At 70.1% G+C, this 20,857-nt stretch carries 19 protein-coding genes; 15 read left to right on the top strand and 4 right to left on the bottom strand.

Annotation, left to right across the window (positions count from 1 at the left end):
- Nucleotides 1–43: 43 nt before the first annotated feature.
- From ACRWNM_RS18060 to ACRWNM_RS18020, 9 genes are all read left to right on the top strand, one after another.
- Entirely contained in the window at nucleotides 44–619 is a 576-nt protein-coding gene (locus ACRWNM_RS18060; protein ID WP_431968926.1) for a DUF6676 family protein, read from the top strand.
- A 266-nt stretch (nucleotides 620–885) separates the two neighbouring features.
- Nucleotides 886–2,298 (top strand): NlpC/P60 family protein, encoded by a 1,413-nt coding sequence (locus tag ACRWNM_RS18055; RefSeq protein WP_431968924.1) that lies wholly within the window; start codon nucleotides 886–888, stop codon nucleotides 2,296–2,298.
- Between the two features lie 116 nt (nucleotides 2,299–2,414).
- Nucleotides 2,415–3,590, top strand: coding sequence for an AAA family ATPase (locus ACRWNM_RS18050; RefSeq protein ID WP_431968922.1), 1,176 nt, complete (start codon nucleotides 2,415–2,417; stop codon nucleotides 3,588–3,590).
- 32 nt (nucleotides 3,591–3,622) lie between these two features.
- Nucleotides 3,623–4,579, top strand: a complete 957-nt coding sequence (locus ACRWNM_RS18045; RefSeq protein WP_431968920.1) for a DUF58 domain-containing protein — start codon at nucleotides 3,623–3,625, stop codon at nucleotides 4,577–4,579.
- On the top strand, nucleotides 4,576–5,580 hold the full coding sequence (locus ACRWNM_RS18040) for a VWA domain-containing protein (protein ID WP_431968918.1): 1,005 nt from the start codon (nucleotides 4,576–4,578) through the stop codon (nucleotides 5,578–5,580). Before ACRWNM_RS18045 ends, ACRWNM_RS18040 begins: the two co-directional genes overlap by 4 nt.
- Before the next feature lie 79 nt (nucleotides 5,581–5,659).
- Nucleotides 5,660–6,382 (top strand): 3-oxoacyl-ACP reductase FabG1, encoded by a 723-nt coding sequence (fabG1, locus tag ACRWNM_RS18035; RefSeq protein ID WP_431968916.1) that lies wholly within the window; start codon nucleotides 5,660–5,662, stop codon nucleotides 6,380–6,382.
- A gap of 112 nt (nucleotides 6,383–6,494) precedes the next feature.
- Entirely contained in the window at nucleotides 6,495–7,331 is an 837-nt protein-coding gene (gene inhA / locus ACRWNM_RS18030; RefSeq protein WP_431968914.1) for an NADH-dependent enoyl-ACP reductase InhA, read from the top strand.
- A gap of 21 nt (nucleotides 7,332–7,352) precedes the next feature.
- A complete protein-coding gene (locus tag ACRWNM_RS18025; protein ID WP_431968912.1) occupies nucleotides 7,353–8,417 on the top strand; it encodes a ferrochelatase in 1,065 nt (354 codons plus the stop codon).
- Between the two features lie 188 nt (nucleotides 8,418–8,605).
- The gene (locus ACRWNM_RS18020) at nucleotides 8,606–9,049 is read left to right on the top strand and encodes a hypothetical protein (RefSeq protein WP_431968910.1); all 444 of its coding nucleotides are present in this window, start codon (nucleotides 8,606–8,608) and stop codon (nucleotides 9,047–9,049) included.
- A gap of 136 nt (nucleotides 9,050–9,185) precedes the next feature.
- On the opposite strand, the gene ACRWNM_RS18015 is transcribed toward ACRWNM_RS18020, so the two are convergent.
- The 4 genes from ACRWNM_RS18015 to ACRWNM_RS18000 form a co-directional block, all read right to left on the bottom strand.
- Complete coding sequence (locus ACRWNM_RS18015; RefSeq protein WP_431968908.1) at nucleotides 9,186–10,412, bottom strand: cytochrome P450 family protein; 1,227 nt, start codon at nucleotides 10,410–10,412, stop codon at nucleotides 9,186–9,188.
- Between the two features lie 11 nt (nucleotides 10,413–10,423).
- Entirely contained in the window at nucleotides 10,424–11,698 is a 1,275-nt protein-coding gene (locus ACRWNM_RS18010; protein ID WP_431968906.1) for a cytochrome P450, read from the bottom strand.
- Between the two features lie 349 nt (nucleotides 11,699–12,047).
- Nucleotides 12,048–12,863 carry a hypothetical protein gene (locus tag ACRWNM_RS18005; protein WP_431968904.1) on the bottom strand — a complete coding sequence of 272 codons (816 nt, stop codon included), beginning with the start codon at nucleotides 12,861–12,863 and terminating at the stop codon, nucleotides 12,048–12,050.
- A gap of 129 nt (nucleotides 12,864–12,992) precedes the next feature.
- Nucleotides 12,993–13,817 (bottom strand): DUF3097 domain-containing protein, encoded by an 825-nt coding sequence (locus ACRWNM_RS18000; protein WP_431968902.1) that lies wholly within the window; start codon nucleotides 13,815–13,817, stop codon nucleotides 12,993–12,995.
- Between the two features lie 145 nt (nucleotides 13,818–13,962).
- Between ACRWNM_RS18000 and ACRWNM_RS17995 the strand changes: the two genes are divergently transcribed.
- The 6 genes from ACRWNM_RS17995 (at nucleotide 13,963) to ACRWNM_RS17970 (ending at nucleotide 20,762) form a co-directional block, all read left to right on the top strand.
- Nucleotides 13,963–14,394 (top strand): NfeD family protein, encoded by a 432-nt coding sequence (locus ACRWNM_RS17995; RefSeq protein WP_431968900.1) that lies wholly within the window; start codon nucleotides 13,963–13,965, stop codon nucleotides 14,392–14,394.
- Nucleotides 14,394–15,647: an SPFH domain-containing protein gene (locus tag ACRWNM_RS17990; protein WP_431968898.1), complete on the top strand. Its 1,254-nt coding sequence runs from the start codon at nucleotides 14,394–14,396 to the stop codon at nucleotides 15,645–15,647. Before ACRWNM_RS17995 ends, ACRWNM_RS17990 begins: the two co-directional genes overlap by 1 nt.
- A 183-nt stretch (nucleotides 15,648–15,830) precedes the next feature.
- Nucleotides 15,831–17,126, top strand: a complete 1,296-nt coding sequence (locus tag ACRWNM_RS17985; RefSeq protein ID WP_431968896.1) for an ABC transporter substrate-binding protein — start codon at nucleotides 15,831–15,833, stop codon at nucleotides 17,124–17,126.
- Nucleotides 17,127–17,134: 8 nt separating this feature from the next.
- Complete coding sequence (locus tag ACRWNM_RS17980; RefSeq protein WP_431968894.1) at nucleotides 17,135–18,937, top strand: hypothetical protein; 1,803 nt, start codon at nucleotides 17,135–17,137, stop codon at nucleotides 18,935–18,937.
- A complete protein-coding gene (locus ACRWNM_RS17975) occupies nucleotides 18,934–20,586 on the top strand; it encodes a hypothetical protein (protein ID WP_431968892.1) in 1,653 nt (550 codons plus the stop codon). Before ACRWNM_RS17980 ends, ACRWNM_RS17975 begins: the two co-directional genes overlap by 4 nt.
- Nucleotides 20,586–20,762 (top strand): hypothetical protein, encoded by a 177-nt coding sequence (locus ACRWNM_RS17970; protein ID WP_431968890.1) that lies wholly within the window; start codon nucleotides 20,586–20,588, stop codon nucleotides 20,760–20,762. The genes ACRWNM_RS17975 and ACRWNM_RS17970 overlap by 1 nt, the downstream gene beginning before the upstream one ends.
- The last annotated feature ends 95 nt before the right edge of the window (nucleotides 20,763–20,857 follow it).

Below are 20,857 nucleotides of genomic sequence, written 5' to 3'. Positions count from 1 at the left end.
CGTCGCAGCGCCCGCTGACGCGGATCGACAGACCGGATGGAAGATGGCCCCCTCGTACACCTCGGTGTTCTCCCCCATGGCCGCGGAACTGCCGCCCACCATCAACGACAGCGCGTTGCGGACCATCAAGGCCGACGTCGCCGACAATCACGTGGCGACGCCGAAGGGGAAGGATCAGGCGGGACTCGAGGCGATCGTGACGGAGGCTCGATCGCACGGGATCCCGCTCAGCATCGTGGTCATCCCCGGCAATCCAGGCCACGACTCCAATCTACGGGACCTGGCCACCGAGATCGGCAAGTCCCAGCACGGCACCGTGGTCGTGCTCAGCGACGACTGGGTCGGCACTTACAGCGATTCCATCAGCCGCGTGCAGCTGGAATGGGCCGAGGACGTCGCCAAGGGCAAGCAGGGCAACTCGGTCGAGGCCGCGCGGGTCTTCGTCGACCGCCTCGAGAAGCCGGAGGCCCTCTCGTGGACCGCGATCACCAGTGTGTTGCTGGCGGGCACGGCGATCGCCATCGCCGGGCTGTACTGGGTGAAGTCGCGGCGTGCGGCTCGCGAATCCGCGGCCGTGCCGGTTGCCGAGGGCGATGAGCTCGCGGCTCCCATTCGATAAGCGGTTTCCCTTCCGTCACTTTTCCTGACGTTCGGTTTGTTTCATCTCGCACACTCCGATCGGCGATCCGGCTAATTCCGGGCAATGTGCAAATTGCGTGCGTGTGATTGTGTTGCTGGAGTTCTCTTGGTGAAAGAAGTGTCGTACGGTTCAAGTGGCTACTGATGGGGAAACTGTGTAGTCGAGGGTTGCCCGCCGACCACTGAGCTGGATGGTTCGGTCGGGGCTCGTGAGGCGAAGCCGCGTTCGAGTCCTTGGGAGATGCGATGCACAAAAAAGGTCCGACCGGTCGGTGCCGCCGACTATCGGTCGCTCTCGGGTTGCTGGTCTCCGTCGCGCTGACCGCGGGACCGACCGCCGCCGTGCCACCCGCCCCGCCCAATCCGAGCGATGGTGAGATCGCCGCTGCCGGGGCCCGCGTCGACGCGGGCGTCACCGAGGTCGGTGCGCTGATCAACCAGGTCGGCGCGGTGAACCAGCAGCTGCAGGAACTCGACGACGCGGTGGCGCGCAAGCGCGAGGAAGTCAACAAGGCCCTGGTCGACCTGCAGAACGCGCGCGATGCCGCCGACGCGGCCGCCGCCGTCGTCGTGCAGACCCAGACCGACCTCTCGCAGGCCGGGGACGAGGTCGCGCAGGCCAGACGGAACTTCGACGAGTTCGCCACCCAGGCCTACACCCGGCCAGGCACCGGCTCGATGATCACCCATCTGTCGGCCTCGACCCCCGGCGGCGCGATCGACCGGTCGCAGCTGCTCGGCCTGGTGACGAAGAACCAGCAGCAGGTGCTCGACGAATTGCGCCGCGCCCAGATCACCCAGGGCAACAGGAACTCCAGTGCGCGCCAAGCCAAATCGGAGGCCGACGCGGCCGCCGCGCTGGCCGAGGAGAAGAAGAACGAGGCCGAGCACGCGGTGGCCGCGGCCAAGGCCGAACTCGATCAGCAGACCGTGCGGCGCGACGAACTGCTGCGCGAGCGCGACGCCGCGCAGGGCAGGCTCGACATCGCCCGTACCAACGTCGCCGGATTGCAGAGCCAGCGCGACGCCTTCCTGGCCTGGGACGAACAACGCCGCGCCGAGGAAGCCGCGATCCGCGCCGCCGCGGCGGCCGCGGCGGCCCGCGCCGCTGCCGACCAGGCCTCTCGTGACCGGGCCGCCCAGGCGGGCAACGGCAGACGCCCGCACACCCAGCTCGAGAACGCGCCCGCCCCGAGGCAGAGCACGCCGCGGCCGAGCGGGCCGTCGGTGCGCGGCTCGCAGGCGGTGGAAATCGTGGTGGACCGGGCACTTTCGCAGCTCGGCGTGCAGTACGCGTGGGGCGGCGGCGACGAGGACGGTCCGACGCTCGGTATTCGCGACGGCGGCGTCGCCGACAGCCACGGCGATTTCAACAAGGTCGGCTTCGACTGCTCGGGCCTGATGATCTACGCCTTCGCGGGTATCGGCGTCTCGCTGCCGCACTACAGCGGCTATCAGTACAACGCGGGCACCCGCGTTCCCGTGGACGAGCGCGCCCGCGGCGACATGCTGTTCTGGGGCCCGAACGGCAGCCAGCACGTGGCGCTGTATCTGGGCGACGGAAAGATGGTGGAGGCGCCCCAATCCGGCGACGTGGTGAAGGTGTCCCCGGTCCGCGAGAGCGGCATCATGCCGTACGCGGTGCGCATCGTGACCTGAGAAACCGTTATCGATACGGCACGAATTCCCCTGATACCGGAGCCGGTTGCGGCATGCTGCGCGAATACCTGGAATAGTTGGGGCGAGCACGCACTAAGACCAAGGCGAAAGCGGGGATGTTGGTGACTTCGACGGACAGTGTGAGCGGGGCAGATCTGGCGAAAGAGGCGCCGGAGCCCGCGTCGGGCACCCTGGAGCGTGACGTTCAGACCCTGGAGAAGGCGATCTACGAGGTCAAGCGGGTCATCGTGGGTCAGGATCGGCTCGTCGAACGCTTGCTCGTCGGCGTCCTCGCGCGCGGCCACGTGCTGCTCGAGGGCGTGCCGGGTATCGCCAAGACCCTCGCGGTGGAGACCTTCGCCACGGTGGTCGGCGGTTCGTTCTCCCGCGTCCAGTTCACCCCCGACCTGGTGCCGACCGACCTGATCGGTACCCGCATCTACCGCCAGGGCCGCGAGGAATTCGATACCGAGCTCGGCCCCGTCGTTGCCAATTTCGTGCTCGCCGACGAGATCAACCGCGCGCCCGCCAAGGTGCAGTCCGCACTGCTCGAGGTAATGGCCGAGCGGCACGTGTCGATCGGCGGCAAGACCTACCCGATGCCCGATCCGTTCCTGGTCATGGCGACCCAGAACCCGATCGAGAGCGAGGGCGTCTACCCGCTGCCCGAGGCGCAGCGCGACCGCTTCCTGTTCAAGGTCGTCGTCGACTACCCCTCGGTCGAGGAAGAGCGCGAGATCATCTACCGGATGGGCGTCACCCCGCCGGAGGCCAAGCCGATCCTCGGCCCCGAGGACCTGATCCGGTTGCAGAAGGTCGCGGCCAACACCTTCGTGCACCACGCGCTGGTCGACTACGTGGTCCGGGTGATCGCGGCGACCCGCAAGCCGCTCGACTTCGGCATGGCCGACGTGGCGAACTGGATCGCCTACGGCGCCTCGCCGCGCGCCAGCCTCGGCATCATCGCCGCGGCCCGCGCCGTCGCGCTGATCCGCGGCCGCGATTACGTGGTGCCGCAGGACGTGGTCGAGGTGATCCCGGACGTGCTGCGCCACCGCCTCGTGCTGTCCTACGACGCGCTGGCCGACGAGGTCAGCCCGGAGGACGTGATCAAGCGGGTGCTGCAGACCGTCGGCCTGCCGCAGGTCGCGCCGCAGGCGGTGCACTCCGGCCAGCCCGCGCCCGCGCCGGGTGCGCCCCAGCCGCCGCACCAGCAGCAGATTCCGCAGCCGCCGCAGCAGCAGAGCCAGCCGCAGATGGCTCCGGCCGCCGGCAACCACCAGACCAAGTGACGGCCGCGTCGGCCGCGCCCGAGGGTTCCCGAGTGACAACGTCATCGCACGCACCGCCGTCGTTCCGAGCCGGAGAGCTGACCGACCCGCGGCTCTCGGCGGCGCTGAGAACCCTGGAACTCACCGTGCGCAGGCGGCTGGACGGCGTGCTGCACGGCGACCACCTCGGCCTCATTCCCGGCCCTGGCTCCGAGCCCGGCGAATCCCGGATGTATCAGCCGGGTGACGATGTGCGCCAGATGGATTGGTCGGTCACCGCCCGCACCACGCATCCGCACGTGCGGCAGATGATCGCCGATCGCGAGCTGGAGACCTGGATGGTCGTCGACCTCTCGGCCAGTCTCGACTTCGGCACGGCGGCCTGCCAGAAACGCGATCTGGCCATCGCGGCCGCCGCGGCGATCACCCACCTCACCAGCGGCGGCGGCAACCGGATCGGCGCGGTCGTCGCCACGGGCGAGCAACTGGTGCGAATTCCCGCGCGCAGCGGGCGAATTCACGCCCAGTCGCTGCTGCGCGGCGTGGCCACCACCCCGCACGCCCGCGACGGAGTGCGCGGCGATCTGCGCGGCGCCATCGAGTCGCTGCGCCGCCCGCAACGCAAACGCGGTCTGGCGGTGATCATCAGCGACTTCCTCGGCGAGATCGATTGGCAGCGTTCGCTGCGCGCCATCTCCGCGCGCCACGATCTGCTCGCGGTCGAGGTACTCGACCCGCGGGATCTGGAGCTGCCCGATGTGGGCGATGTCGTGCTGCACGACCCGGAGACCGGCCGCACCCGCGAGTTCAGCGTGACCCCCACGCTCCGTAGCGATTTCGCGGCCGCCGCGCAGCGGCACCGCGAGCAGGTCGAGCAGGCGCTGCGCAGCTGCGGCGCGCCTGTGCTGACCCTGCAGACCGACCGGGACTGGATCGCCGACGTGGTCCGGTTCGTATCCACCCGGCGTCACAGCTTCGGCGCCCCGACCGGGCGGGTGCCGCGCCAGTGAGTATTTCGCATTTCACCGCACTGATCTGGCTCGGTTTCCTGGCGATCGTCGTGTTGATCGCGCTCGGCTACGTGCTGGTGCAGCGCAGCAGGCACCGCCAGATGCTGCGCTTCACCAATATGGAGCTGCTGGAGAAGGTCGCGCCCGCGCGGCCGAGTCCGATGCGGCACGTGCCGATCGCGCTGATGCTGGTCGGCCTGATGTTCCTGACCGTCGCCGCTGCCGGTCCGACGGCGGTCAAGAAGGTGCCGCGCAACCGCGCGACAGTCGTTCTGGTGATGGACGTTTCGCTGTCCATGGAAGCCACCGACGTGCCGCCGAGCAGGCTCCAAGTCGCCCAGGAGGCGGGCAAGGCGTTCGTCGACGGGCTGACCCAGGGCATCAACCTCGGTTTCGTCACCTTCGCGGGCACCGCCTCGGTGATGGTGTCGCCGACGACGAACCGTGAGTCGGTCAAGGCCGCCATCGACAACATCAAGCTCGCCGAACGCACCGCGACCGGTGAAGGCATCCTGACCGCGCTCCAGTCCATCGACACCCTGGCCACCGTGCTCGGTGGAGCGGAGACCCCGCCGCCGGCGCGCGTCGTGCTGATGTCGGACGGTAAGCAGACCGTGCCCGACGACAAGGACGTGGACAACCCGAGGCACGCCTTCACCGCCGCTCGCTTGGCCAAGAACAAGGGCATTCCGGTGTCGACGATCTCCTTCGGCACCGAATGGGGTTCGGTGGAGATCCCGGATCAGGACGGGCAGGGCGCGCAGCGGGTCAAGGTGCCCGTCGACAACGACTCGTTGCAAGAGATCGCCCAGCTGTCCGGCGGCGAGTTCTACACCGCCTCCAGCCTGGAGGAACTCACCGCCGTCTACGACACTCTCGAAGAGCAGATCGGTTACGAGACGACGCGTGGCGACGCGAGCAGGCCGTGGCTGCTGCTCGGCATGCTGGTCGTCGCCGCAGGCATCGTGACCGGATTGCTCTATCGTCAACGCCTGCCGTAACGCCGCGCTCGCTGTGGCATCGCACAGGGTGCGGTGCCCGGGGCTCGGTGCACGAACCCGAACAGATAGGTTGATGCTTATGTCGAACATCACATCCCGGTCGGTCCTGGTGACCGGTGGTAACCGCGGCATCGGACTCGCGGTCGCACAGCGTCTGGCCTCCGACGGCCACAAGGTGGCCGTCACTCATCGTGGGTCGGGGGCGCCGGATGGACTGTTCGGCGTGAAGTGCGATGTGACCGACACCGAGTCGGTGGACCGGGCGTTCGCCGAGGTCGAGGCCCACCAGGGCCCCGTCGAGGTGCTGGTGGCCAACGCGGGCATCGTCGAGAACACCCTGCTGATGCGGATGAGCGAAGACCAGTTCACCCGTGTTCTCGACGCCAACCTGACCGGCGCGTGGCGCTGCGCCAAGCGCGCCAACCGCGCCATGCTGCGGGCGAAGTTCGGCCGGATCATCTTCCTCGGCTCGGTGGTCGGCCTCGGCGGCGGTCCCGGCCAGGTCAACTACGCGGCGTCCAAGTCGGGCCTGATCGGTATGGCGCGTTCGATCACCCGCGAGATCGGTTCCCGCAACATCACCGCCAACGTGGTCGCCCCTGGCTTCATCGAGACCGACATGACGCGCGAGGAAGTCACCGAGGAGATGCGCGAGGTGGTCCTGAAGTACGGCGTGCCCGCGGGCCGTCCCGGCCAGCCGGAGGAGGTCGCCGCCGCGATCAGCTTCCTCGCCTCCGACGACGCTTCCTACATCAACGGCGCGGTCATCCCGGTCGACGGCGGCATGGGCATGGGCCACTAGTACTTTCGTTCCGGGCGCGCGCCCCGAACACCGCGGCGTCGCGCGGCGGGACGATGTCTCGCAGGCGACGGGCGACACACTCGACTTTCAACTTCAGGAGAACCGAGAACTCATGGGCGGATTGCTCGAAGGCAAGACCATCCTGGTCACCGGCATCATCACCGACGCGTCGATCGCGTTCCACGCGGCCGCGGTCGCGCAGGAGCAGGGCGCCAAGGTCATCATCACCGGCATTCCGGAGCGGCTGCGGCTGATCGACCGGATCGGCAAGCGGCTGCCCCAGGAGATCCCGCCCGCCATCGGGCTCGATGTCACCAACGAAGAGGATCTGGCCGCGCTGGCCGACAAGGTGCGCGAGCTGGCGCCGGAGGGCGTCGACGGCGTGCTGCACTCGATCGCCTTCGCGCCGCGCACGCTGATGGGTCCCGAGGCCCGTCCGTTCCTGGACGGTCCCGGCCCCGACGCCGCCAAGGCGTTCGAGATCTCGGCGTGGAGCTACGCCTCGCTGGCCCGCGCGGTGCTGCCCGTCATGAACGAGGGCGGATCCATCGTCGGCATGGACTTCGATCCGCGCACCGCCATGCCGTACTACAACTGGATGGGCGTGGCCAAGGCGGCGCTGGAGTCGGTCAACCGCTACGTCGCCCGCGAGGTCGGCGTCGCCAAGCGGATCCGCTCCAACCTGATCGCCGCGGGCCCGATCAAGACCCTGGCCGCCAAGGCCATCGCGGGCACCGCCACCGACGACGCCGCCAAGCTGAACCAGCTCAACACCTACTGGGATGGCGCCTCGCCGATCGGCTGGGACGTCGACGACCCGACCGTGGTCGCCAAGTCGATCGTCGCGTTGCTCTCGGATTGGCTGCCCGGCACCACCGGCTCGATCATCTACGTCGACGGCGGCGCCAGCCACAACACCTGGTTCCCGGAGAACTGGTCGGACAACTGAGTTCGTAACGGAGGAGATGCCGTGGCACCGGCCGTCGACGCACTGCTGCTGCTGTCCTTCGGCGGGCCGGAGCGCCCCGAGGACGTGATGCCGTTCCTGGAGAACGTCACTCGGGGCCGCGGGGTGCCGCGCGAACGCCTGGAAGAGGTCGCGCAGCACTACCTGCACTTCGGCGGGGTATCCCCGATCAACGCGCTCAACCGCGACATCATCGCGGCGGTGGAGCGCGAATCGGCCGCCGCGGGTTTGGAATTGCCGGTGTATTTCGGCAACCGCAACTGGCATCCCCTGGTGGAGGACACCGTCGCGCGCATGGCCGCCGACGGTGTCCGCACCGCCCTGGTGTTTCCCACCTCGGCGTGGGGCGGCTATTCCGGCTGCCTGCAATACCACGAGGACATCGCCAGGGCGCGAACGGCTTTCGGCGACGGCGCACCGGAACTGGTGAAGCTGCGGCAGTACTTCGACCACCCGCTGCTGATCGAGGCGTTCGCCGACGCGATCCGCGCCGCCGTGGCCGAACTGCCCGCGGAGCGCCGCGACGATGTTCGTCTGGTGTTCACCGCCCACTCCATCCCGGTGTCCGCCGACGCCACCGCGGGCCCGCCCGCGGACGGCGGCGGGCTGTACAGCCGCCAGGTCGCCGAGGCGGCCCGATTGTGCGCGGCCGCCACCGGATTCGACGATTACGACGTGGTCTGGCAGTCGCGCTCCGGTCCGCCGCAGATGCCGTGGCTGGAGCCCGACGTCGTGGACCACCTCGACGTGCTGTCCGGGAAGGGCGTGCGGGCCGTGGTGATCTGTCCCGTCGGTTTCGTGTCGGACCACCTCGAGGTCATCTGGGATCTGGACAACGAAGCCAAGGACAAGGCGGCCGAACTCGGGATGGCCTTCGCCCGCGCCGCCACGCCCGGCACCGACCCGCGATTCGCGCGGCTGGTGATCGAGCTGGTCGGCGAGCGCATCGGCGGTGTCGAACCGCGGCGGCTCGGCGCTGTGCCGGGTTACGGCTGCACCCGCGACGGAGAGCCGTGCGCCGTCGGCTGCTGCGCACCGGCCCGCGGCGGACGGCCTGGGCGGGGCTGAGCCTCGATCCCGGGCCGCTGTGCCACGACGGTGCGCGAGCCGCATTCGTCATTGCCTGGACGCGAGCGTGATCGGGGCGTCGTCGCTACGAGCGCACCGGTTGCGTCGGGCGCCATGGCCTGCGATAGCATCGGGGCCGGCCTTCGGGAGGAGGGCCGACCGTAACTCGTGCCGGGGAGGCCCTTTCGATGTATCTCGAGCTGCTATCCAGTGCCGATCTGCTGGCGGACGGCGCCGTCTGGACGACGGCGCTGGATTCCTATGAAGCCCGGCGCGGCGGAGGCGGTGGGAGCAGCGGCGGAGGCGGCGCCGATGTCGAAGTCTCCGAATACGTCATGTGGATCATCCTCGCGATCGTGGTGATCGTCGTGCTCGTCCTGGTGATTCGGTACTTCAACAAGAAGAGCTCCGAAACCCCTCCGCCGCACCAGCTGCCGCCGCACCAGCAGTATCCGCAACAGCAGCAGTATCCGCAGCAGCAGTACGGCCAGCAGCCTTACGGCCAGGCCCCGTACGCGCAGCAGCAGTACCAGCACGTGCCCTACCCGCAGCAGCCGCAGTATCCGCCGCCCTATCCGCAGCAGCCCTACCCGCAGCAGTATCCGCAGCAGCAGTACCCGCCGCACTACTGACCGCAGCACCGCGCGCGATTGCGGTGAACGTGCCGGTCCGGCAACCCATTTCGACGCCTACCGCGTGTGGCGGACGGGCCGGGCCGCGAAGGCCGGGCGCTCGGGTGGACGGACCCCACCCGAGCGCGATCGAAACCTACTGCACCGCATCCAGATACACCGGCAGCGTGCGGTGCCCGTTGGAGACGAAGCTGCCGACCGGCAGCAACTCCGACGGGTCGACGGCCAGCCGCATGGCCGGGAACCGCCGGAAGATCGCGGGCAGTGCGATCTCGGCCTCCAGCCGGGCCAGGGGAGCGCCGAGGCAGTGGTGGGCGCCGTAGCCGAAGGCGACGTGCTCTTTGTTCGCGCGGTGCACGTCGAACTCGTTCGTGGTCGCGCCGTGCACCTTCGGGTCGCGGCTCGCGGCGGCGTAGGACGCCAGGATCGCCTCGCCCTTCGGGATGCGGATGTCGCCGATCTCGATGTCCTCCACCGCGTAGCGCAGCGGCAGGTGCGCGACGGGCGACTCGTGGCGCAGCGACTCCTCGACCACGTCCGACCACGGCACCCGGCCCTCGACCACGTCGGCGCGCTGGCCCTGATGCGTGAGCAGCGCGAAGATGGCCTGGTCGAGCAGGTTGACCGTGGTCTCGTGCCCGGCGTTGATCACCAGCATCAGGGTGTCGACGAGCTCCTTCTCGGCCAGTTGGGAGCCGTCCTCGTCGCGGGTGGCGATCAGCACGCTGGTGACGTCGTCGCCGGGGTTGTCGCGCCGGTAGGCGACGAGCTCGCTGACGAGCCCGTACATCTCCAGGTAGTTGGCCACTCCTTCTTCTGGACCGAGCGAGGTGTCGAAGAACCCGTCCACGCACTTGCGCAGCCCCGGGCCGAGGAATTCGGGCACCCCGAGCAGCTCGGTGATGACCTGGATCGGCACCGGGTAGGCGAAACCCTCACGCAGATCGGCCGATTCGCCGGGCGTCGTGGCGGCGAGGGCGTCGAGCAGCTGCGTGGTGATCTCCTCGATGCGCGGTCGCAGCGCCGCGGTGCGCCGATGGGTGAACGCGGGGGCGACTAGCTTGCGCAGGCGGCGGTGGTCGGCTCCGTAGGCGGTGAACATGTTGTCCACGGCCACCCAGGGATGCAGCGGCCACGCCTCGGTGATCTCGCCGTTGATGAACGCCGACCAGTGCTGGCGCGCGTCCTTGGACACTCGGGGATCGGCCAGCAGGCTCTTGAGCACGGCGGCGTCGGTCACCGACCAGGCGGGCACGCCGCCGGGCAGTTCCACGAGCGCGGCAGGCCCGCGCTCGCGAATCCGCGCGGACTCGCCCTGGATATCGGCGCCGGTCAGGTCGAGGACGATCGGTTCATACTCCATCGGTGGGCTCCTTACCCGAGATGCAACGGAGGGGACGGGGAAAAGACGACCGGTAGCGCCGCCATGGCGCGGTGGAACGGCCCTGGCCGCCAGGACAATTCGGCGGCGGGCACCGCCAGCTCCAGCTCGGGTAGCGCGTCGAGCAGCTGATCGATGGCGTCCTGCACCACCAGGTAGGCCACCGAGCGGGCCGGGCACGCGTGCGGTCCGCCGCCCCACGCCAGATGCGAGCGGTTCCCGGTGCGGTCGCCGCCGCGGACGGCCGGGTCGTTGTTGCATCCGGCGAGGCTGATGAGGACCGGTTGGTGCGCGGGCAGCCAGGTGTTGTCGATCAGGATCGGCTGGCGCGGGTAGGTGATGGAGAAGTTCGCCATCGGCGGGTCGTTGAACAGCACCTCGTCCAGCGCGTCGCGGGTCGAGAGGCTGCCGCCGAGGACGTGCCCGCCGAACCGGTCGTCGGTGAGCATCAGCAGCAGGGTGTTGGTGATCAGGTTCTGCTGCGGCTCGATCCCCGCACCGTAGAAGCTGATCAGCTGACAGAGCATCTCCTCGTCGTCCAGCTTCGCCGGGTGGTGCGCCAGCCGTGAGGTGACGTCGTCGCCGGGCTCGGCACGCCGCAGCGCGATCAGTTCCAGCAGCGCGGCGCTGAGCATCTCCATGCCGCGGGCGGCCTCGACGGTGTCGAAGAGCATCGCCATACCGGTCGCCACGCGCTGGCCGAGCTCGGCCGAGCAGCCGACCATCTGGTTGAGGACCTCGAAGACGAGCGGGAAGGCGTACTGGGTGACCAGGTCGACCGAGCCTGCCTCGCAGAAGGAGTTGATCAGCGGGATGGCGATCTTCTCGACGGTCGCGTGTAGCGCGTGCAGGTCGATCCCGTCGATACTGGCGACGTAGGCCTGCCGATAGCGCGCGTGCACCGCCCCGGCGTTGCGCAGCGCGTTCGGGTACCACTCCATCATCGGTTTGACGGGGCAGTCGGCCGGAATGTCCTTCTGCCAAGTCCGCGGGTCGGCGGGGAAATGGTCGGGGTCGTTGAGGATGCGCAGCGCCGTGCTGTACCCGATGATCAGCGTCGCGGGCACATCGGGCGCCAGCTCGATGGGGATCACCGAACCGTACTGGCGACGCATGCCGTCGTAGGCGCCATGCGGGTCGGCGGCGAATTCCGGTCCGTGCAGCGGGATCCTGGGGCCGTCGGGCCCGATCGGGGATCCGTGCTGGACGGGGCAGACTCCGGGTGCGGTAGCGTGCGGCGCGGTGACCGCGGGCTGTGACGAGGTCAAAAGACGGTACTCCAGACGAGGGACATGTGCTCCGCGCCGAGGACCGGAACTCTGGTGGGGTGCACCGTCGTTCGCCAGGTTCACCGCGCAGTCCTTGCCGGACAGGCGATCCGGGCCTGCGATCGCCGTCGATCCGAGCACATCCCGACCCAAGCGTCCAGAACTCGACAACTCGCCCACGTTAGCAGCAATGCGAGGAGTTCTCTTTCGATGCGGTAACAAACTTTCTGCACCGTCTGCGCGGATCGCCGAAACGCCTGTTCGCGCGACAAAGCGGAGAGAGCGCCGAAAGTGGCTGTCAGGGTGATTGATTCGCGTACCGCGGCGCCGGGCTCGCGGCGGCGGCCTGCTAGCGCTCGCCGCGAGCCGCGGCGTGCACCGCGACGAGCCGGGCCGCGCGGATCGCGTCCCACAGCGGGCGCAGCAGCGTCTCCTGCGCGCCGATGGCGCTGGCAGAGGTCGGAGCGGAGGCCGGTTCGTGTTGCGCCACCGTGAGAATCGCGGCGACGTGATCGGCGGTGTCGAGGATGCGCTTGGCGCGCAGCGGAATCGAGCCGGGGTATTCGTGCCTGGCGTAGTCGGCCAGCTCGGCCTCGATGAGTTCGCGCGGATCGGATTCGACGGAACCGACCGCGGTGGTGTGCAGTTGCATCAGCGCGTCGGCGGCGTCGCGGACGGCTTCTCGCATGGTGTACTCGGCCTCGCCGAGCGACATGTCGGGGCCGGGCGGGGGCGGGATGGGAGTGCTGTAGAGCGTCCACTGGAGGGTGGTGTCGTCCGTCCACTGGGGGATCAGCCCGATGCCCTCGGCGCCGGGCACACCGACGAGCGTGCCCTCCTCGGCGTCCATCGCGTCGGCGGTGAACACGGTGCCCGGCGGCAGTCCGCGCACGTCGCCGGGAACGGGAAGCACCAGGCGCAGCTGTGCGCCGGGCTGGGCCATCGCCTCGCGAATCACCTTGAGCAGCGCCATGAGACCGGACCCGGGTAGCGCGCTGCGCGAGGACCACGGCAGGTCGGTGCGACCGCCGGTCATCGGGTCGCCCGCGGCGATGGTGTGCCGCGGCGCCCACGCGTGCAGCGCCTCCAAGACGTCGTCGGGCGCGCTGCATCCGGCCAGCCATGAGCCGGCCCAGACCGTCAGCGTGGCACTAGGAGAGCACATAATCATCGAGCATAAACGCTTGGCGCTACCGGCGGGCATCGGCGCACCAACCCTCGTGAGCTGCACGCACTCCCGAATCGGGCGGCCAGGGACGGCGTCGCGTCCGCTCGCGCTCGTCGCGTCTGCCTGCTACTCCGGCTCGGTGACGAAGTCGATCAGACGTTCGACCGCGCCGATCAGGGGAGCCTCCAGATCGCGGAAGGACTCGACGGCGTCGTAGACCCGCCGCCACCCGTCCTGCGGGGTGCCCCAGCCGAGGCGACGGCACACGCCCGTCTTCCAATCCTCCCCGCGCGGCACCTGCGGCCAGGCCTCGATGCGCAGCGCCGCGGGCCGGACGGCCTGCCAGACATCGATGTAAGGATGCCCGGTCACCAGCACGTGCGGGCCGAGGCCGGTGGTGAGCTGGGTTTCCTTGGAGCCGGTGACCAGGTGGTCGACCAGCACGCCGACCCGGCGGCCTGGTCCGGGCCCGAACTCCGTCAGCCGCTCGGCCAGGTTGTCCAGACCCTCCAGGTGCTCCACCACCACGCCCTCGACCCGCAGGTCGTGGCCCCACACCCGCTCCACCAGCGCGGCGTCGTGCACGCCCTCCACCCAGATCCTGCTGGCCTTGGCGACCTGGGCGCGCAGCCCGGTCACGCGGGTGGAACCCGAGGCCGACCTGGTCGGCTGCCGCGGCGCGGCCGCGGTGGGACGTACCAGGGTGACCGGCCGTCCGTCGATGAGGAACGCGGCCTCTCGCATCGCGAACAGCCGCACCGCGCCGCGCGCGTCCTCCAGTTTCACGAACTCGCCGTCGTAGCTGCGGTCGAATCCGACCACGGCGCCGCAGAATCCGCTGGCCGCGTCCTCCACCACCAGGTCGCGTTCGGCGGTCACCCGCGGCGCCGGATTCTTCTTGGACCTGTCGTGTCCGGCGAAGATGTCGCCGTGCCTGTCGCGCGTACCCACCCGCCCGAAACTACCCGGTGGCGCGCGGATTTCGCGGGCGCGACGCAGTGTGTTCCGCCGTGGAAGGGCGTGGTGTGCGGCGGCGGGCGGCGCTGGGCTGGGTTTTTCGACGGACATCGGCCGACAGCGCCGTTAGAGTGGGTGCGTGGCCGCAATAGCTTGGCTGGTCGCGGGGATTCTGCTCGCGGCGGCAGAGATGCTCACCGGGGACCTCACGCTGCTGATGATCGGCGTCGCGGCCCTCGGCACGGCCGGGGTGAGCGCCGCGGCGGACACCTCGCTGGTGGTCGACGCGGTGGTCTTCGCGGTGATCACCGCGGTGCTGCTGCTCGGGGTGCGGCCGATGCTGCGCCGCCGGTTCGGCACGCCGCCGCCGATTCCGACGAATGTCGATGCGCTGCCGGGGAAGTCGGCCTTGGTGCTGGAGGAAGTCGCCGCTCATTCGGGCCGGGTGAAGCTCGGCGGCGAGGTGTGGACCGCGCGGCCGATGAACCCGGACGAGGTGTACGAGCCGGGCGTGACCGTGTACGTCATGAAGATCGACGGCGCGACGGCCGTCGTCTGGAAGGGGCCGTAATGGCTGTACTGATCGTCGCCGCCGTGCTCGTCCTGCTGGTCGTGGTGGTGGTGTTCAAATCCATCGCCCTGGTGCCGCAGGCCGAGGCGGCGGTCATCGAACGGCTCGGCCGGTACTCGCGGACGGTGTCCGGTCAGCTGACCTTCCTGGTGCCGTTCGCCGACCGGATCCGCGCCAAAGTGGACCTGCGCGAGCGCGTGGTGTCCTTCCCGCCGCAGCCGGTGATCACCCAGGACAACCTGACGCTGCAGATCGACTCGGTGGTCTACTTCCAGGTCACCAGCCCGCAGTCCGCGGTCTACGAGATCAGCAACTACATCGCCGCCGTCGAACAGCTCACCGTCACCACGCTGCGCAACGTGGTCGGCGGCATGACGCTGGAGGAGACGCTGACCTCCCGCGACCAGATCAACAACCAGCTGCGCGGAGTGCTCGACGAGGCCACCGGCCGCTGGGGCCTGCGCGTGGCGCGGGTGGAGCTCAAGGCCATCGATCCGCCGCCGTCGATCCAGGAGTCGATGGAAAAGCAGATGAAGGCCGACCGCGAGAAGCGCGCCATGATCCTCACCGCGGAAGGCACGCGGGAGTCGCAGATCAAGACGGCCGAGGGCGCCAAGCAGGCGCAGATCCTCTCCGCCGAGGGCGCCAAGCAGTCCGCCATCCTGGGCGCCGAGGGCGAACGGCAGAGCCGCATCCTGCGCGCCCAGGGTGAGCGCGCCGCCGCCTACCTGCAAGCGCAGGGTCAGGCGAAGGCCATCGAAAAGGTCTTCGCCGCAATCAAATCCGGCAAGCCGACGCCGGAACTGCTCGCTTACCAGTACATGCAGACACTGCCGATGGTGGCGCGCGGCGACGCGAACAAGGTGTGGCTGGTGCCGAGCGATTTCGGGAAGGCGCTCGAGGGCTTCGCCAAGAGCTTCGGTACCCAGGGCGAGGACGGCGTGTTCCGCTACGAGCCGCCCGCCGAGGAGGTGGCCGCGGTGAAGGTGGAAGACGATTCCGACGTCGCCGACTGGTTCGACACCGCACCGGATCCCACCATCGAACGCGCCGTGCGGGCCGCGGAGGCCAGTGCGCGCCAGCCCGTCGAGGGGTTGACGCCCACCCCGCTGCCCCGTCCGCAGGAACCCTCCCCGCACCAGCAGGTGATCCCACCCGGCGGCGAGTCGTTGCCCGCTCAGCAGCCCCCGGCGCACCGCCCGGACGACCCGCACGGGCGCCCATGGCAGCCGCCGGAGAACTACCGGCAGTAGCCCTTTCGCACCGGCCCGCCGCTCCGATCGTCGAGCGGCGGGCCGGTTTTCTCGGCGTGCGGTCGTGACTCGAGAGTTGCCCAAGTAATCAGGGGCACAGTGCTTTTCGCCGTGTTCCGCCGAAAAACCCCGGCCCGGCGGATAATCGGCAGTGCTCGCGTGCAAACCGACATCCGGGGGAACATGCTGACCCGTAGGGCGCTGGTGCAGATGGCGTTGGTCGCGCCGCTGGCGGGCTGCGGCGCGGGCGTGCTCGGCACGCCGGGCACGGTGCGGATCGCGGTGTCGTGGAGCGGTTCCGAGCTGGTCGCGTTCCGCACGGTGCTCGACGCGCTGCGGTTGTCGCACTCGGTCGACGTGATCCCGCTCGGCGACGAGATCGAGACGGCGTTGACGGGCGGCCGGTCGGCGCCGGAATTGGTCATGCTGCCGCAGGCGGGCTGGGTTCGCGACTTGGCCGAGCTCGGCGTGCTGCGCGATGTGCCCGAATCGCTGTGGCTCGACGAGGCCCAGCAGCCGAACTATTCGGACGTGTGGGCGGACCTGCTCTACTACGACGAACGCCCGTACGGTGTGCCGTTCAAAGCGGCCGACAAGTCGATGGTCTGGTTCGACCGTCAGTCGGCGGCCGAATCCGGGGTCGGCACCCCGGCGCTGTGGACACTGGACTACTGGCTCGACCGCATCGAATTCCTCGCGGGCAAGGATCAGCGGCTGCTCGCGCTGGCCGCGGCGGACGGATGGGCGCTGACCGATCTGTTCGAGAACCTGCTCTACGCGCAGAACCCGGACACCTATGCGGCGCTCGCCCGGCGCGTCGGGGCGGTGACCTGGGAGAAGGACGCGGTGCGCGCCGCGCTCGCGCTGCTCGGATCGTGGGCGGCGAACAGCGAGGCGTTCGCCGGCGGGGTCGGCACCGCGCTGACCATGCAGTTCTCCGATGCCGTCCGGGAGGTGTTCGAGCGCAAGCGCGCGGTGATGGTGGTCGCGCCCGATTTCGCCGAACCGGTCGTGCGCAAGGCCGTCGCGGATTCCGGCCGCAATCCCGCCGATATCGTCGGCGTGACGGCCTTTCCCGGCGTCGGCCCCGGCGGGCCGCGCCCGCGCATCGTCGGCGGCGACGTCCTCGTGCTCACCCGGTCGGCGGACGATCGCGCGGGACGAGTGCTCGCCGCCCTCGCCGCCCCCTCGGCGCCGCTGCCGTGGATCAACGGGTTTCACGGCTTTCTCGCGCCGAACACGCACACCGACGCGGCCTATTCGCCGTTCCTGCGTCCGTCGGCCCAGCGGCTGCGCGAGTCGGCGGCTTCCGATCCGCACGACCAGACGGTGTTCGACCTGTCCGATCGGATCGGACCGCTCGGCGGCCGAAACGGGTTGTGGCGGATACTCACCGAGTTCCTGATCGCCGTCGACGGCGATCCCTTTCGCGTCGGTCCCGCGATCGACGCCGCCGTCCACGCCCTCGATCGGCGGTGAGCGCGACGATGACGACGCCGCCAGGATTCTCCAGCAACGGACTGCATCTCGAGCTCGCCACCCGGCGCATGCGCGGGGCGCTGATCGGCGGTCGCCATCCCTGGCGCGGATGGGAGTGGGCCAGGGTGGCGCCCGCGTGGTCGCTCGCGGCGCTCCTGCTGCTAGCTTCCGGCTGGACGCTGCTCACCGCGGGAACGTGGGTGTGGGTGCCGCTGCTGGTTTTCGCCGTCGGCGTCGGGACCGTGATCGTGACGCGATTGTTCGCGCACGGCGCGTCGCGGGTCGTCGCGCAAGTCGCCGCCGTCGCTCTCTTGGTGGCGGGGCCGCTGCTGTTCGTCGTGAACGCGGACGCGGACGCGCTGGGCGTCTACCGCCGGACGCTGCTCTTCGTGCTGGCCGGACTCGGCGTCATGACGGCCGCGCTGTGCACCGCGTGGTGGAGTCGCGACGTGCGGTGGTTGTGGCTGCCGCTGGTCGTGCCGTTCGGCGTCGCCGCTTTCGTCTCGGGCCTCGCGTTCCGGGTGATGTTCGAGGCGGCGGTGCCCGAGGGCAATGTCGCGACGTTCCAGTCCGGTTACCGGTGGATGCCGGTGCTCGCGTATTGCTGGACCTGGTTCGGGTTCCTCACCGGGATGTTCTCGGCGGGTCTGCGGGCGATCGAGACCGACCCGGTGCGCTGGGGGTACCTCAACGCGCCGACCGGGCGTTTCCGGTTCGCGGTCATGGCGTGGCGCGCTCGGCAGCTGGTGCAGCCGGTGGTGTTGATCGCCGGGATCGCGGCGGTCGTCGCGGCGGCCAGGGTGTTCGATGTCATCCTCATCGGCATTCCCTCGGCCTACCAGTACGACAGCGACAGCGCGACCGTGCGCTGGTGGCGATTGCTCACCACGGAGGGCCCCGCGGGGGTGGCGACCTATTCGGTTCCCTTGGCCGTCCTGGTCGGCGTCTGCGCGTTCGCGCTGTGGCAGGCGGGTGGCGCGCGCGAACTGCGGTTGCCGCCGCACCCGAGCGCGCACGAAGCGTACGGTGCGCGGCGGGCCGGAGGGCTCGCCACCGGATTCGCGGTGCTGATGGCCGTCGTCTCCGTGGCACCGCTGCTGATGCTGGCGTGGGTTTCGATGCGGCGGCCGGACGGTCTCGGCTGGCCCGCGATCGGGCGCGTCTGGCAGGCCGGGCTGCCCTCGACGCTGGGGCTGACCGCGCTGGTGGCGACGGTCGCGACCGTGCTCGCGGTGTCGGCCGCGCTGCCGGTCGCACGGTGGCTGGCCACAACGCCGTCGGACACGTGGGCTGTTCGCCTCGTCGTCACCGCCCTGGTCGTGCTCGCCGTGCTGCCCGCCCAGATGTATCTCGGGCCGATCGACCAGGTGAGCGAGTCCTTCGGGCTGTCCGGCACCCAGTACCCGCTGATGCTGGTGCACGGCGCCGCGGGACTGCCGGTCAGCGTGCTGATCCTGCGCGGTGCGATGCGAGCGGCCGAGGAGAATCCGAGTTCGGCCGCGCTGCACGGGCTGGCCAGACCCGGCGCCGTGGCGCGACGGCTGTGGGACGGCGCCGGTCGCGCCGTGGTCACGGCGGCGGTGCTGGAGTTCATCCTGGTGTGGAACGACTTCTTCGTCAGCCTGATGATCAGCGGTGCGGGAGTCAGCCCGTGGTCGCTGCTGCTGTGGGGCGAGGCCCGCCAGTACGAGGAGAACCTGCCGCAATTGGCGGCCGGGTCGCTGGTGTTCGCGATCGTGCCCGTCCTGTTGCTGCTGGCGACCTGGCGCCGATTCCTCGTGCCGGGACTGACCGGGGGAGCGCTGCGATGAACGCGCCGCCGCCGTCTCCCGGGGTCGCCGCGCCCCCGCCCGCGCTGCTGCGCTTTCGGTTCGGCGGTGGCGCGCTGGCGGGCGCAGTACTCCTCGGGCTGGTCATCAATATCGTGTCCAGCCTCTTCCTCGAACGCGGTGTCGGCGTGGTGCTGTCGGTGGGACTGTTGGCGGTCGCGCTGCTCGCCGTGGTGTTCCTCGTCGGTCGCTGGCTGCATGCCGAACGGCGCAGGCTTCGCGAAAGCCCGCACACCGCACGGGAACTGGAGCTGCTCAGCGAGTTCGACGACGCGCAGACGCCGATCGGGGCAGGCCCGACCACCTCCGCGCCGCCGCTGACGACGCTGTACGCCGCCACCCACGAGGAGGCTGCGGTGCTCGGTGAGCTGCCGGTGCGCGAATACAGCGCGGCCGCGCTGCTCGCCGTGCTCACGGCCGTACTCGACGCGCCCGCCCGCGATCCGTCCGACGGTGCGCCCGCGTCGACCACCGCGCCGCTGCTGCTCGCCGAGCTTTCGGATGGGGGATTCGTCCGGGGTGCCGGAGGAGTGCAGCAGTACTGGGTCGTCGCGGCGCCCGGTGCGCCGACCCCGGCCGAGGCACGGTCCGGGCTGCGCTGGAAAGCCGCGGTGACGGCGCTGGTGGGACATCACGCGGAGCGCGCCGAGCGGTGGGCGATCGGTCTCGGCACGCCGCGTTTCGCCGCCGCGGGGCGTGGGTGGTTCGAGGCCGAGGAACCGTTCCTGCGGCGATTGGTGATCGAGTGCGCGTCCTTCGGGGCCGAGCTGCCGAGGACCGCGATACCGGGCCTGATCCGGATCGCCGACTCCCTGGACGTCTGGCACGCGCGCACCGGCGGACACGACGCCGAGCTGGCTCTGAAACTGTGCCACTTGCCCGAGCTGGACGCGCTCGGCGCGCACGCCGCGCAGGTGCGGCTGCGCGCGCAGCCGGACGCCGAACCGCCGCGCCGCGGCGGCGACGCAGGTCGCTACGCCGATCTGACCGCACGCTACGAACACGCGAAAGCGCTCGAAACGCTGGGCGCCGACCCGTCGGCGAGCACCGCCGCGGAGCTGGAGCAGGCGCGCCTGCGGTTGGATCGGGTCTGGTGGTCGCTGCCGCGCGAGGACATCCCGGGCGAGGTCTGCGCCTTGGTCAACCTCGGTGTGGTGCTGCTGCGTCAGGGTCTGCTCGACGACGCGCAGGACCGCCTGGAATTGGCCGAGGCGCTGACCAGGCAGGGCCGCGATCCGGACGGTCGCGCTCACATGCACGAGATCCTCGGCCACGTCTGGTGGGCTCGCGGCGAAGGGACGCGCGCGCTGCGCTGCTGGCGGCTGTCGCTGACCGCTTACCAGGCGTTGCGCGACGATCACGGCATCGCCCGCTGCCTCCAGCATCTCGCCGCGGCGGTGATCGCCGACCCACGCTGCGCCGACGAGGCGCTCGGGCCGGATCCGGCGCGGCCACCCGCGCTCGCGGTCGAGGAGGCGACCGGCTGGCTGGCCGAGGCCCAGGCGCTGTACCCCGCCGCGATGACGGCGAATCACTATCGGGCCGAGGCGATCACACGGCACGGGGTCACCCCGCGCTCCAGCGCGAACCGGTGGCCCTTGCCGCTCGACGAGAACGTGACCAGTGGGTGATGCGTCCTGATCGGTCGCTCGAGCAGTCGCAGGTGGTCGCGCCGACCGAGCGCGAAGTGCTGCGCTTGGCGCTGGATCTGGTCACCGGCAGGCTGGAGATCACCGAGGCGAAGTTGCTCGACGGCGCCACCGTGCACACCGAGGAACTGCGCGCGGCGCTCGACCCGGATCGCTGACTCCGGACGAGGATCCGGCGCGTCGGAATCCGCCCGGCCGCGATGCGCCCGTGCCGGAATCCGGCGCGGCCCGGCCGGGGACGGGTGCTCGGCGG

The sequence above is a fragment of the Nocardia sp. bgisy134 genome (assembly GCF_965341865.1).
Lineage (GTDB): Bacteria > Actinomycetota > Actinomycetes > Mycobacteriales > Mycobacteriaceae > Nocardia.
The sequence above is the reverse complement of the archived record's forward strand: the minus strand, read 5'-3'. Positions and strand labels throughout refer to the sequence as shown.

What these genes read in the sequence shown, in the direction of transcription:
- ACRWNM_RS18060 (WP_431968926.1), top strand. Translation starts at nt 44, where the DNA reads ATGGCCCCCTCGTACACCTCGGTGTTCTCCCCCATGGCCGCGGAACTG.
- ACRWNM_RS18055 (WP_431968924.1), top strand. Translation starts at nt 886, where the DNA reads ATGCACAAAAAAGGTCCGACCGGTCGGTGCCGCCGACTATCGGTCGCT.
- ACRWNM_RS18050 (WP_431968922.1), top strand. Translation starts at nt 2,415, where the DNA reads ATGTTGGTGACTTCGACGGACAGTGTGAGCGGGGCAGATCTGGCGAAA.
- fabG1 (WP_431968916.1), top strand. Translation starts at nt 5,660, where the DNA reads ATGTCGAACATCACATCCCGGTCGGTCCTGGTGACCGGTGGTAACCGC.
- inhA (WP_431968914.1), top strand. Translation starts at nt 6,495, where the DNA reads ATGGGCGGATTGCTCGAAGGCAAGACCATCCTGGTCACCGGCATCATC.
- ACRWNM_RS18020 (WP_431968910.1), top strand. Translation starts at nt 8,606, where the DNA reads ATGTATCTCGAGCTGCTATCCAGTGCCGATCTGCTGGCGGACGGCGCC.
- ACRWNM_RS18015 (WP_431968908.1), bottom strand. Translation starts at nt 10,412, where the DNA reads ATGGAGTATGAACCGATCGTCCTCGACCTGACCGGCGCCGATATCCAG.
- ACRWNM_RS18005 (WP_431968904.1), bottom strand. Translation starts at nt 12,863, where the DNA reads ATGTGCTCTCCTAGTGCCACGCTGACGGTCTGGGCCGGCTCATGGCTG.
- ACRWNM_RS17990 (WP_431968898.1), top strand. Translation starts at nt 14,394, where the DNA reads ATGGCTGTACTGATCGTCGCCGCCGTGCTCGTCCTGCTGGTCGTGGTG.
- ACRWNM_RS17985 (WP_431968896.1), top strand. Translation starts at nt 15,831, where the DNA reads ATGCTGACCCGTAGGGCGCTGGTGCAGATGGCGTTGGTCGCGCCGCTG.
- ACRWNM_RS17980 (WP_431968894.1), top strand. Translation starts at nt 17,135, where the DNA reads ATGACGACGCCGCCAGGATTCTCCAGCAACGGACTGCATCTCGAGCTC.
- ACRWNM_RS17975 (WP_431968892.1), top strand. Translation starts at nt 18,934, where the DNA reads ATGAACGCGCCGCCGCCGTCTCCCGGGGTCGCCGCGCCCCCGCCCGCG.
- ACRWNM_RS17970 (WP_431968890.1), top strand. Translation starts at nt 20,586, where the DNA reads ATGCGTCCTGATCGGTCGCTCGAGCAGTCGCAGGTGGTCGCGCCGACC.